Origin of the sequence: Actinacidiphila sp. DG2A-62 (assembly GCF_035825295.1) — a bacterium.
Taxonomy (GTDB): Bacteria; Actinomycetota; Actinomycetes; order Streptomycetales; family Streptomycetaceae; genus Actinacidiphila.
The window spans coordinates 8,497,086-8,509,215 of record NZ_JAYMGI010000002.1; the positions used below are offsets into that span (position 1 = coordinate 8,497,086).

Annotated in this window: 9 protein-coding genes; 2 read left to right on the forward strand and 7 right to left on the reverse strand. The window is 74.3% G+C overall.

The genetic code is table 11. The features are described from left to right. The first annotated feature begins 42 nt into the window (after positions 1 to 42). The gene (locus VSR01_RS37300) at positions 43 to 687 is read left to right on the forward strand and encodes a hypothetical protein (protein ID WP_326453386.1); all 645 of its coding nucleotides are present in this window, start codon (positions 43 to 45) and stop codon (positions 685 to 687) included. A 17-nt stretch (positions 688 to 704) separates the two neighbouring features. Here VSR01_RS37300 and VSR01_RS37305 read toward each other — a convergent pair whose 3' ends face one another. From VSR01_RS37305 to VSR01_RS37335, 7 genes are all read right to left on the reverse strand, one after another. Further along, the gene (locus VSR01_RS37305; RefSeq protein ID WP_326453387.1) at positions 705 to 1,751 is read right to left on the reverse strand and encodes a glycosyltransferase; all 1,047 of its coding nucleotides are present in this window, start codon (positions 1,749 to 1,751) and stop codon (positions 705 to 707) included. A 55-nt stretch (positions 1,752 to 1,806) separates the two neighbouring features. Next, positions 1,807 to 5,118 carry a DUF4082 domain-containing protein gene (locus VSR01_RS37310; protein ID WP_326453388.1) on the reverse strand — a complete coding sequence of 1,104 codons (3,312 nt, stop codon included), beginning with the start codon at positions 5,116 to 5,118 and terminating at the stop codon, positions 1,807 to 1,809. 163 nt (positions 5,119 to 5,281) lie between these two features. Beyond that, on the reverse strand, positions 5,282 to 6,397 hold the full coding sequence (locus tag VSR01_RS37315) for a DegT/DnrJ/EryC1/StrS family aminotransferase (protein ID WP_326453389.1): 1,116 nt from the start codon (positions 6,395 to 6,397) through the stop codon (positions 5,282 to 5,284). After that, positions 6,394 to 7,194 (reverse strand): NeuD/PglB/VioB family sugar acetyltransferase, encoded by an 801-nt coding sequence (locus tag VSR01_RS37320; RefSeq protein ID WP_326453390.1) that lies wholly within the window; start codon positions 7,192 to 7,194, stop codon positions 6,394 to 6,396. Before VSR01_RS37320 ends, VSR01_RS37315 begins: the two co-directional genes overlap by 4 nt. Next, positions 7,191 to 8,450, reverse strand: a complete 1,260-nt coding sequence (locus VSR01_RS37325) for a DegT/DnrJ/EryC1/StrS family aminotransferase (RefSeq protein ID WP_326453391.1) — start codon at positions 8,448 to 8,450, stop codon at positions 7,191 to 7,193. Before VSR01_RS37325 ends, VSR01_RS37320 begins: the two co-directional genes overlap by 4 nt. Continuing rightward, positions 8,447 to 9,511, reverse strand: a complete 1,065-nt coding sequence (locus VSR01_RS37330) for an NAD-dependent epimerase/dehydratase family protein (RefSeq protein ID WP_326453392.1) — start codon at positions 9,509 to 9,511, stop codon at positions 8,447 to 8,449. The genes VSR01_RS37325 and VSR01_RS37330 overlap by 4 nt, the downstream gene beginning before the upstream one ends. Before the next feature lie 135 nt (positions 9,512 to 9,646). Continuing rightward, positions 9,647 to 10,870, reverse strand: a complete 1,224-nt coding sequence (locus tag VSR01_RS37335) for a Gfo/Idh/MocA family protein (RefSeq protein WP_326453393.1) — start codon at positions 10,868 to 10,870, stop codon at positions 9,647 to 9,649. Between the two features lie 244 nt (positions 10,871 to 11,114). Here VSR01_RS37335 and VSR01_RS37340 point away from each other — a divergent pair, with 244 nt between their 5' ends. Further along, positions 11,115 to 12,095, forward strand: coding sequence for a glycosyltransferase (locus VSR01_RS37340; protein WP_326453394.1), 981 nt, complete (start codon positions 11,115 to 11,117; stop codon positions 12,093 to 12,095). Positions 12,096 to 12,130: the final 35 nt, after the last annotated feature.

Genomic DNA, 12,130 nt, shown 5'->3' on the forward strand with positions numbered 1-12,130 from the left:
GGCCGCCTGACAGTATCGTGCCAGCCGACCGGAGGAGGCCCGGTGTCCCCTGGTGAGGTGGTCCTCGCCCTGCTGCGCCGCTGGTACGTCCTGGCCGTCGCGCTGGTGCTCACCGCGTGCGGCGCCTACGCGGTGCTGCGGCCCGCGCAGACCTGGCTCAGCTCCGCCGTCGTCGTGGTCAAGCCCCCGGTCACCGGCAACCAGCCCAACCAGCTCGCCAACCTCCAGCCGCCGCTCGCCGCGGTCTCCTACGCCGTGGTCCAGCAGCTGCGGGCGCCGTCGGGGGCCCGCGAACTGGCCGACGCCGGCGTGCACGGCGGCTACGCCCTGCTGCCGCGCAACAGCGGCACCAGCGTCACCCCCCAGTACCTGATCCCCTCGGTGCAGATCCAGGTCCGCGCGGGCGACGGCGCCGCCGCGGACTCCGCGGTGCGCGCCATCACCACCGTCTACCGCCGCCACCTGGAGGCCCTCCAGGACGCCCAGCGCGTCCCGGCCGGCTCCCGGATGAGTCTGGACCTGCTGGTGCCGCCGAGCGCCGTCCTGGAGACCGGCGCCCGCACCCGGGCCCTGGGCGGCGTCGCCCTCACCGGCCTGATCGGCGGCGTCCTGGCGGCCCTGTGGACCGACCGCCGCCTGCGCCGCGACCGCGGCGCACGCCCCGCGCCGGCGCCCGCGCCCGCCTGACGCGCAGCCGCCCCGCACTACAGCCCCCGCCGCTTCCACGACCGCCACCACAGCCACTCCCGGCCGCGCTCGGCCACCGCCGACAGCACCAGCGGCTGCAGGTACGGCATCGCCCGCGCGCCGATCCTGCGCCGCAGCCGCAGCGCCCGGAACTCCGGCAGCGCCTCGAAGCCCGGCAGGCACTCCCGGGCGAACTCCACCAGCTCCTCCACCGGCACCACGCCGGTGCGGCCCCGGTCGTACGCCCGGTACGCCCGGCGCAGCGCGAACCGGGCCAGCCGGGTGTGCACGGTCAGCGCCAGCCGCTGCGGGTCCGCCAGCCGGTCCCCGCACTTGTCCAGCACCGCGTCATAGGCCAGCTTGCGCTGCCGCAGGTCGTCCAGCTGCCCCCCGAAGTCGACCGTGGACATGTTGTTCCCGTGCACCCGGTAGTACGCCTGGTCCGCGCCGCTGACGTACCCCACGTCGGCGTGCGCGGCCAGCCGCATCCACATCTCGATGTCCCCGGCGTGCGGCAGCTTCGGGTCGTAGCCGCCCACCTGCCGCTGCAGCGAGGTGCGCACCACCACCTCCGGCGAGGTGATGCACCCGGTGCCCTCACGGAACCGCCGCTCCAGCCACCACTGCCCGGGGTACACCACCTGGCCGAAGTCCCGCGTGCGCGCCGCCGGCAGCGGGCCGCCGTGGGTGAAGCGCAGCGGCCTGCCGTAGACGAAACCCGCCTCGGGGTGGGCGTCCAGCAGGGCCGCGGCCCGCACCAGCGCTCCCGGCACCAGCCGGTCGTCGGCGGACAGCAGCGCCACGTAGTCGCCGTCCGCCCACTCCAGCAGGCCCTCGTTGTACGTGGCGATGTGGCCCGCGTTCCGCTCGTGGACGCGCACCTCGATCCTCGGGTCGGCGGCCGCCAGCTTGCGGGCGACCGCCGCCGAGTCGTCGGGTGACGCGTCGTCGATGATCAGCACCCGGACGTCCAGGCCCTGCTGCTCCTCCAGCACGCTGCTCACGCAGTCGGCCAGAAAGTGGCCGTACTTGTAGCAGGGGATCACGACGCTGACACTGCTCATCGACCGGACTGCCAACTTCCCTGGGGCGTGCGCACCGGGACCCTCCCGGCGGCGTTCATCGCGTGGTCTCCGTGGTCGTGCCGTCCAGCGGCTCCGGCGGGGGAGTAGTGCTGAAGATCGGCGCCACCCAGTAGTTCGCCGACCCGTAGGTCGCGTTCGGGACGTCCGAGCCGGTGCCGTAGCGGTACAGGCCGTTGGGCGTCGACGCGGTGTCGGCCGTCGCGCTCAGCGGGTACGACTGGTGCGCGGCGGCGAAGTAGCCGCCGTCCACCGCGTAGTGGCCGTTGGGCGCGTGGTAGGAGACCACGTACGCGGTGCCCGCGGTGACCGCCACCGGGTGGGCGAAGGTCAGCAGCTGCCACCCGGTCTGCGTCTCGCTCTGGAAGGTCCCGGTGGCCAGTTGCTCACCGCTCGCCGACCACAGGCTGCCGGTGTGCGTCCCGATGTTACCGGCCCCCTTGTAGAAGGTGACGCCGGTGATGTAGCCGTCCAGCGACGAGGTGAACCGGGTGCCCAGTTCCACCGGGTTGGTGTCGTTGGCCATGTCGGTGGTCGCCGGCACCGTGCTCGTCGGCCACAGCGTGCACGGGCAGCTCACCGACGGCGGGCTGGCGCTGGTGGTGAACGTCCAGCCGACCGGGTCCGCCATGTGGTTGCCCCACAGGTCGTCCGCCTGCACCGAGACGGTGTACGTCGTGTTCAGCGCCAGGTCGGTGGACGGGGTGAAGGTCGCGCTGTTCGAGGCAGCCATGGTCACCGTGCCCGGCACGCTCGCGCCGGCCGCGTCCTTCACCGTCATGGCCAGCGTGCCCTGGTCCACCGCCTCGTTGAACGTCGCGGTGACCGGAGTGGTGATCGGCACGTTGACCGCGGCCGACGTCGGCGACTTGGTGGTCACCGCGGGCGGCGCGGTACTGGCCGTCGCGGTGTCCAGCACCGCGTCCACCCAGTAGTTGGTGCCGCCCGTCGCCTGGTCGGGGAAGCCGCCGCCGGAGCCGTAGTGGTACAGGCCGTTGCCGCCGTCGGCGCCGGACTTCAGCGCGGTCAGCGGCGCGAGGCCCGCCGCCTTGGCGGTGAAGTAGCTCCCGTCGTAGGAGTAGCCGCCCTTCGGCGCGTAGTAGGAGGCGATGTACGTGGTGTTGGCCTTGACCGGCACCGGGGTGGCGAAGTTCATCTGCTGCCAGCCGGACGCGGTCTCGTCGGTGAACGTGCCGGTCGCCAGCCGCTGGCCGCCGGCCGACCACAGGCTGCCGGTGTGCGTGCCCAGGTTGTTGGGCGACTTGTAGAAGCGGATGCCGGTGATCGAACCCGGCGCCGTGGTGCGGATCTTGACGCCCAGCTCCACCGAACCGCCGTCGCCGCTGTCCACGTTGGCCGGGACCGCGGTGCTCGCCCACACCGTGCACGGGCACTGCTGCGGGCCCACCGTCAGCGGCAGGGACACCACCTGGCCCATGTTGACGCTGTCGTCCACCGCCCGCACCTTCACCTGCGCGGTGCCGGTCTGCGACGGCGTCCACGTGTACGTCCACGCGGTGGTGCCGGTCGCCGGGTTCCAGGTGGCGCCGCCGTCGGTGGAGACCTCCACCCGGGCCACCACGCCGGCCGCGTCGGTGGCGGTGCCCGTCACCGTGACCGGGCGCAGCGCCGGAACGGTGGTGCCGAGCGTCGGGCTGCTGATCGACACCACCGGTCCCGCGGTGTCCGTCGAAGCGGTCGCCGCGACCAGGTCGCTCTGCAGCGTCTTGGGCTGGATGCCCATGTCGGCGAAGAGGTTCACCGTCGCCTGCTGCATCCGCTTGTCGGCGGTGACGACCTGGTCGGCCGGGTCGCTGGTCGGCACGTTGGACAGGCCCCACGACCACTGCACCGTCCCGGCGCCGAACACCAGGGCGCCCGAGGTCTGGTCGCGGAACTCCACCAGGTTGTGCGTCGCGGTGCCGTTGCCGTACGTGTTGCCGTAGTCCAGGCGGTACTTGCCGTCGGTGATGTCGACCGTCGTCGAGGACAGATCGATCGCCCCGGCCGGCCGCTCGGGTGTGTTGAGGTCGCTGTCCCACTCGTAGCCCAGGGTGCCGACCGGGAACGTCGCCGTCTGGTTGGGCTGCAGGCTCGCCACCGTGGTGTTGCGCCACAGCCGCATGTGCGCGTAGGAACCGGGCACCGTGATCGCGTCGCTGCGGTAGCCGTTCACGGTGAACAGCGAGCCGGTGAGGATGTTCTGCGGCTGGAACGGCTCGCCCTTGGCGGCGCTGCCCGGGTCCAGGAAGGCGCCGGTCCACACATTGGGGTCCGGGTCCGGGATGCCGTCGGGCGTCGCGAACTCCAGCTTGGTCTCCTTGTAGGTCACCAGCGTCCGGTCGGGCGTGGACGTGCCGTCGATGCTGGGGGCGAACCGCGTCTTCCAGGAGACCTCGTTGCCGCTGAAGTAGGTCTGCGCGACGCCCTGGTGGCGGGCGTTGAGGGCGTTGGTGAACTGGTCCTGCGTCCAGTACTCGTCGTGCCCCGAGGACATGAACATCTTGTGCCGCGGCAGCAGCGTCGCCCCGTGCTCCGACATGTCGACGCCCGAGATGTAGCTGACGTCGTAGCCGTTGCGCTCCAGCCAGTACAGCATCTCGTACTCCGAGCCGTACACGCCGTTGTCGCCGCCGATGCTCAGCGGGCGGTTGTAGCTGACCTGGTACGCCCGGCCGTCGGGCGCCGGACCGTCGCCGTCGTACAGGTTGCGGCCGCCCCACTTGTTGTACGCCTGCCACGTCTCGTCGTCGGTCTGCACCACGATGTCGGAGGTGCTGGCGTCGTTGCGCACCACGAACGGGTAGGGCATCACGCCGTTGCCGTCGGTCTGGTCGAAGTTGGCGATGTACAGGCCCGACACCGCGTCGCTGGGGATCGTCCAGGTGCCGGTCACCGGCCAGTTGCCGCAGTCCATCAGACCGGTGCTGTCGGTTTTGCACTGCAGCGGCTTGCCCTCGGCGTCGCCGTCGACCACCGTGTTGTCCGGCGGGCTGCCCGGCGTGCCGTCACGGGTGAAGTTCGCCGGGTACGTCACCGCGGCCTGCGCCGCCGTCGAGATCTCCCGCGCGCCGTCGCCGCCGTAGTAGCCCAGCCGGTAGACCTCCACGTGGTACGGGATCGGCGACTGCACCTTGAACTTCAGGGTGTCGCCCGCCTGGTAACTCACCTGGTCGGTGAACCCCTGCACGTTGCCGTAGGCGTTGGGCGAGAACCAGTTCTCCATCGGCGTGCCCGGCTTGGAGTTCTCGCACACGATCGGGTTGGAGCCGCTCCCGCAGGGGTCGGCGGCCGAGGCGCCGGAGGAGACGGCCAGCGGCAGCACGGCCGCCAGCAGCGCCGCCACCACGGCACACAGAACTCCTCTCAGGAGCCTGGTCTTTGCGAACATCGGGTACCTCTCAGGCGGTGCGACCCGGCGCGTGCCGGGCAGTTCGAGGGGGCGGGGCGCGCATCGGCGCCGGCCCCGCCGGGGGCCGCCGCGCCATCGCGGCGGGCCCCCGGCGGACCGGTCAGCGCAGGGCGGCGGCGAGGGTCTGCACCACGCGCCGCTGCTGTTCTTCGGTGATCTGCGGGAAGAGCGGGAGCGACAGCATCCGCCCCGCCGCGAGTTCGGCGTGCGGGAAGGCGCCCCGGCCGTGGCCGAGGCCGGCGAAGGCCGGGGTCAGATGGACCGGCGCCGGGTAGTGCACGCCCGCCCCGATCCCCTCGGCGTTGAGTTTGCCGACCACGTCGTCGCGGTCGGCGCCGAGCACCTGCACCACGTACAGGTGCCACACATGGGCGTTGCCCGGCACGGTCACCGGACGCACCACCCGGCCCGCCGCGGCCAGTTCGGCCAGCAGCGCGTCGTAGCGGGCCGCCGCCGACCGCCTGGCCCGGTTGCCGTCGGCCAGCCGGGCCAGCTTGGCCCGCAGCACCACCGCCTGCAGCCCGTCCAGACGGCTGTTGAACCCCGGCACGTCGTGCCGGTACTTGGCGGTGCCGCCGTGGTTGGCGATCGCCCTGACCGCCCGCGCCCGCTCGGCGTCGTCGGTGAGCACCGCCCCCGCGTCGCCGTACGCGCCCAGGTTCTTGCCCGGGTAGAAGCTGGTCGCCGCGATCTGGCCGGAGCCCGGCGTGCGCCCGGCGCGGCTCGCGCCCTGGCTCTGCGCCGCGTCTTCCACGATCCGCACCCGCTCCGGCAGCCCGGCCGCCAGCGCCGCCACGTCCGCGCACTGGCCGTACAGGTGCACCGGGACGACCGCGCGGGTGCGCGGCCCCACCGCGTCGAGCGCCGCCGCCCCGTCCATCAGGTAGGAGTCCGGCGCGCAGTCCACCAGCACCGGCCGCGCGCCCATCCTCGCCACCGCGCCCGCGGTCGCGATGAACGTGTTCGCCGGCAGCACCACCTCGTCGCCGGCCGCGACCCCGCTCGCGCGCAGCGCCAGTTCGAGGGCGTCCGTGCCGTTGGCGACGCCCACGCAGTGCGCGACCCTGCCGAACGCGGCGTACTCCCGCTCGAAGGCGCCGACCTCCTCGCCGCCGACGAACGCGGTGGCGGCCATCACCCGCTCGAAGCCGGCCCTGACCTCGTCCGCGACCTCGGCGTGCGCCGCCTTCAGATCGACCAGTGGGATCTGGTTCATATGACTGGACTCCCCATCCCTGTCCCCGGCCCCCGGCCGGACTCCCCGCCCGTCCTGCCCGCAGCCGGCGCCGCGCCCGCGCCCGCCGACGGCGGGCCGCCCGGCTCGGCCGGCGCCGCCGCCTCCCGCAGCCTGCGGGCGGGCGAACCCGCCCACACCTCGCCGGGCGGCACGTCGCCGAGCACCACGGCGCCCATGCCGACCAGCGACCAGTCGCCGACCACCGCGTGCTCACGCACCAGCGCCCCGGCTCCCACGTACGCCCCCGTCCCCACCCGCACCCCGCCGCCCAGCCGCACCCCGGACGCCAGCGTGGCGAAGTCGCCCACCTCGTCGTCGTGCGTGAGCACGGTGTGCGGCATCACCGCGACATGCGCGCCCAGCCGCACCGCCGCGGTCAGCGCGCAGTGCGCCAGCAGCACCGACCCGGGGCCGACCGCGCAGGACTCGGCGACCGACGCGGCGGGGTGCACCACCGTCGCGTACCGCCCGGCCGGCAGCGCCAGACGGCGCACCAGCCGGGCCCGCGCCGCCCGGTCGCGCGGACTGCCCACGCACACCACGACCAGCGTCCCCGGCCGCTGGTGCACCAGTCCGCTGCCGCCGAGCACCGGGACCCCGTCCACGTCGACGCCGTGCAGCGCCGGATCGTCGTCCAGGTGCCCCAGCAGCCGCAGCCGCACCGGGCGGCCCGCCTCCCGGTCGGCGACGGCCAGCGCCCGCACCGCCTGCGCCGTCTCCCGGGCGAAGCCCCCGGCGCCGACGATCAGCAGCTCCCGCGGCCAGCCGGCGCTCACCGCTCGGCCTGTTCCCGCAGCACCGCGACCACCCGGTCCTGCTGCGCCGGCGTCATGGTGTGGAAGAGCGGCAGGATCAGCGAGTCCCGGCTGATCCGCTCGGTCACCGGCAGCGGCCCGTGCGGATGCCCGGCGTAGGCCGGCTCCAGGTGCGCGGCCATGATGCCGCGCCGCGCCGACACCCCCGCCGCGGCCAGCGCCGCCAGCAGGGCGTCGCGCCCGACGGGGAAGTCCTCGTCGGGCAGCACCCAGTACGACTGGAAGTTGGTCGTGCCGTGCGCCGGATCGCGCACCGGCGACAGTCCCGGCACGTCGGCGAGCAGCCGCTGGTAACGGGCCGCCAGCTCCCGCCGCCGCGCCACCATCACGTCCAGCTTGCCCAGCTGCACCAGGCCGACCGCCGCCTGGACGTCGGTCATCCGGTAGTTGAAGCCGTTCTCCAGATAGCTCTCCAGCACCGGGGTGCTGCTGGCGTGGCGCTGCGCCGCCGAGGCGTTCATGCCGTGCTCGCGCAGCCGCCGCAGCCGCCGCGCCCACCCGGCGTCGTCCGTGGTCAGCATGCCGCCCTCGCCGGTGGTCACCACCTTGCGCGGATGGAACGACCACGCCGCCAGCAGCGCCCCACGGCCCACCGGCGCTCCGCCCGCCGTCGAGCCGATCGCGCACGCCGCGTCCTCCACCAGCGCCACGCCCCACTCGGCGCAGCGCGCCCGCAGTGCCGCCACGTCGGCGGGCACGCCGCCCTGGTGCACCGCGATCACCGCCTTGGTGGCGGGGGTGCGCACCGCGTCCACGGTCCGCGGCGTCACGTTCCCGGTCGCCTGCTCGACGTCCGCGAAGACCGGCCGCGCGCCGACGTAGCGCACCGCGTTGGCCGTCGCGATGAACGACAGCGACGGCACCACCACCTCGTCGCCCGGCCCGACCTCCAGTGCCACCAGCGCCAGGTGCAGCGCCGCCGTGCAGGAGCTGACCGCGATGCCGTGGGCCGCGCCCACCCGCGCGGCGAAGGCCCGCTCGAACTCCGCCACCCGCGGGCCCTGCGCGACCCAGCCGGACAGCACGGCGTCGGCCGCGGCCCGCGCCTCCTCCTCGCCGAGCCACGGCTTCATCACCGGGATCCGCTCGGGGTCCGACGCCTGGCCGGGCGTCTGCTCCGACGTCTGCTGCGGCTTCTGCTCCGACGTCCGCTCCGAGACCTGCTCAGGCGCCTGCCCGGGCGCCGCCGCGCCGGCCGGGACCGCGACGCCGGTCACCGGGACGCCTCCACCGAAGCGCCCGCGCCCGCATCCGTGTCCGCGCCCGCACCCGCATCCGTGTCCGCATCCGTGTCCGCGCCGGACGCCGCGTCCGCCGCCCGCTCCGCGCGCCACCAGTCCACCAGGTCCCGCAGGCCCTCGCGCAGCCCGATCCGCGCGGTGAAGCCCAACTGCCCGGCCGCCGCCGAGGTGTCCGCGAGCCGCCGCGTCACGCCGTTCACCGCGCGCGCCGGGCCGTGCTCGGGCTCCAGGCCGCTCGCGCCCATCGTCTCCAGCAGCGCGTCCGCGAGGGCGCGCAAACTTGTCTCCGTACCGCTGGCGATGTTGAACACCACGTCCGTCAGGTCGGATTCGGCGGCCAGCACATTGGCGCGCGCGATGTCCCGCACGTCCACGAAGTCCATCGTCTGCGTGCCGTCGCCCAGGATCAGCGGCGGCTGCCCGGCCGCGATCCGCTCCATCCAGCGGATCAGCACCTCGGTGTACAGCCCGTGGATGTCCATCCGCGGCCCGTAGACGTTGAAGTACCGCAGCGCCACGTAGTCCAGGCCGTACATCGCGTGGAAGCTGCGCAGCATCCCCTCGTTGAACGCCTTCGCCGCGCCGTAGAACGTGTCGTTGTTGTACGGGTGGTGGCGCTCGGTGGTCGGGAACTGCTCGGCCAGCCCGTAGACGGACGCCGAGGAGGACGCGATCACCTTCCGCACACCCGCCGCGGCCGCCGCCTCCAGGACGTTGAACGTCCCGTCGACCAGCACCTCGTTGGCCAGCCGCGGCTCGGTGGCGCACTGCGTGATGCGGATCGCCGCCAGGTGGAAGACCAGCTCCGCGCCCTCGGTCAGCTTCGCCACCAGCCCGGCGTCGCGGATGTCGCCCTCCACGACGTCCACCACGCCGCTGGGCAGCGCCTGCGCCAGATTGGCCCGGCGGCCGCGGACGAAGTTGTCGAGCACCACGACCTGGCGCGCGCCGCGCCGGACCAGCTGGTCCACCAGATGCGAGCCGATCGTGCCGGCACCGCCGGTGACCAGGATCTTCTTGCCTTGTACCGAGCTCAACTTCCCCCCACGGAGAACGTGTCGTGGCTGTGCCGTTCGGTGTGCGCGCCGGCCTGCCGCTCCCGGCGCGCGGTCGTGGTGCGCGGTCGCCGCGGCGTACGGACCCCGCGGGGCCCCGCGCCGCGGGCAGCCGCCTCAGTGCCCGGCCCGCAGGCCCACCACCGCGCCGCGGAACTCCAGGCTCCGCGACGCCGCTTCGAGGATGTCCAGCACCCGCAGCCCGGCCCGCCCGTCGGTCAGCAGCAGCAGGCCCTCGGCGATCGACGCGGCGAACTCGTCGACCATCGCCCGCAGCGCCTCCTTCTCCTTCAGCGCCGGCGCGACCATGTCGCCCGAGCGGTACGACACGAGCATCTCCCGCCGCTCGTTCGGCCCGATCTCCTCCGGCGCCGCCAGGTCCACACCGCGGTCGAAGACCGCCAGGCGCTGCGCGGGGTTCATGTCGTCCCAGACCAGGGTGCGCTTGGCGCCGCCCACCATGGTGGTGCGGACCTTGGTCGGCGACAGCCAGTTCACGTGCACGTGCGCGATCGCGCCGGTGTTCAGCTGGAGCGTCAGATAGGCCACGCACGCCCGCCCCGCGCCGATCGGGTCCGCGCCGTGCGCGGCCACCGCGACCGGCTCCACGCTCTCGGGCAGGATGAAGTCCAGGATCGACAGGTCGTGCGGGGCCAGGTCCCACATCACGTCGATGTCCCGCTGCACCAGGCCGAGGTTGATCCGCACCGAGTCCACGAAGTGGATCTCGCCCAGCTCGCCCGAGCGCACCATGTCCCGGATGCTGGAGACCGCCGGCGTGTAGCAGTAGGTGTGGTCGCACATCAGCGTCAGCCCGCGGTCCGCGGCCTCCGCCACCAGCCGCGCGCCGTCCGCGTACGTCGCCGCGAGCGGCTTCTCCACCAGCACGTGCTTGCCCGCCCTGACCGCGGCCAGCGCCACCTCCAGGTGGGTGCCGGCCGGCGTCGCCACCGCCACCGCGTCCACCGCGGGGTCGGCGAGCACCGCGGCGTAGTCCGCCGTGGCCTGCACGGTGGAGTAGCCGCCGAGCACCCGGCGCGCCCGGTCCACGTCCAGATCGCACAGCCAGCGCAAGCGGAAGCGCGGGCTGGACTGGAAGTTGCGCACCAGGTTGGGCCCCCAGTAGCCCGCCCCGACGACCGCCACGCCCAGCGGCGGGCCCTCGCCGCCCGCGGCGGCCCCGCCTCCCGCGGTGGTCGCGGTCCCGGGCCCGGCGCCCGTGCCCGCTATGTCCGCGCCCTCGTCCGCGCCGTCGCCGGTCCCGGCCGTGCCCCGCGGGCCCCCGGCTCCGGCCGACGGCGCGGCGGCGCCCGCCCCCGCGCCCTGCGCTGCAGCAGCCATGACTCCCCCCACACCCCGGTCTCGTGGCGTGCGCACCGCCGCCTCGGCGTCCCCACGCCGGCGTCACGGGCAACACGTGCCTCTCGCTTCCCCTTGCGACATCACACGACCGGGCCAGGTCACGGATCGTGTGCCGCGGCCGGACCGGTTGCGCGTCGCCAATCTAGAGCACCTTTTCGCGCCCCCGGGGAGAAATGGGCGAAACAGACGGCAACAGGACCGTTTCCGGCCGCATACTCACCCCGTGACGAGCATCGTGATCCCCGCGCACAACGAGGAGCGGGTCATCGGCCGCCTGCTGGACGCCCTCACCGCCGCCGGGCCGCCCGCGGACGGGCCCGGAGCGCTCGACGTCGTCGTGGTGTGCAACGGCTGCACCGACGCGACCGCGCGGGCCGCGGCCCGGCCGGGCGTCACCGTCGTGGAGATCCCGGTCCCGTCCAAGCACGCGGCGCTGCGCGCGGGGGACCGGCACGCCAGGGGATTCCCCCGGGTGTACGTGGACGCGGACGTCGAGATCGACGCAAGCGGAATACGCCTCCTGGCGGAGGCGGTGGCTCCGGCCGGCGGCGTACTCGCCGCGGCCCCGGCCCGCCGGCTGCCGACGGCCGGCTGCGTCTGGCGGGTGCGCGCCTACTACCGGGTGTGGCAGCTGCTCCCGGCGGTGCGCGAGGGGCTGTTCGGGCGCGGGGTGATCGCCCTGTCCGAAGACGGCCACGCCAGGATCGCCGATCTGCCGCCGCTGATGGCCGACGACCTCGCCGTCTCCCTGGCCTTCGCGCCGCACGAACGGGCCGTCGTGCCCGGGGCGGTCGCGACCGTCCACCCGCCGCGCACCTGGGCCGACCTGATCCGCCGCCGGGTGCGGGCGACCACCTCCACGCACCAGCTGGAGCAGCACCAGCGGGCCGACGCCGAAGGCGCGGAACCCGCCGCCGGGCGCGCGTCGACCGACGCGGCGGGCGGCGGCACGTCAGGCGGGCCGGCAGGGGTTCCGGCAGGGGTCCCGGCAGGCGGTACGGCAAGCGGAACCGCGCGAAAGCCGCCGTCCGCCCGTACGTCCACAGCCGACCTGCGTACCCTGCTGCTCGGGCGGCCCTGGCTGCTGCCCCACATGACGGTCTTCCTGGCCGCCGCGGTCGTCGCCCGCCGCAAGGCGCGCGCGGCGGTGCGGGCGGGGGACTACGGGACCTGGCTGCGCGACGAGAGCAGCCGGACCGGCTGATCGCAGGACCCGGTCCGCGCCCGGGGAAGCGACCG

What these genes read in the sequence shown, in the direction of transcription:
- VSR01_RS37305 (WP_326453387.1), bottom strand. Translation starts at nt 1,751, where the DNA reads ATGAGCAGTGTCAGCGTCGTGATCCCCTGCTACAAGTACGGCCACTTT.
- VSR01_RS37315 (WP_326453389.1), bottom strand. Translation starts at nt 6,397, where the DNA reads ATGAACCAGATCCCACTGGTCGATCTGAAGGCGGCGCACGCCGAGGTC.
- VSR01_RS37335 (WP_326453393.1), bottom strand. Translation starts at nt 10,870, where the DNA reads ATGGCTGCTGCAGCGCAGGGCGCGGGGGCGGGCGCCGCCGCGCCGTCG.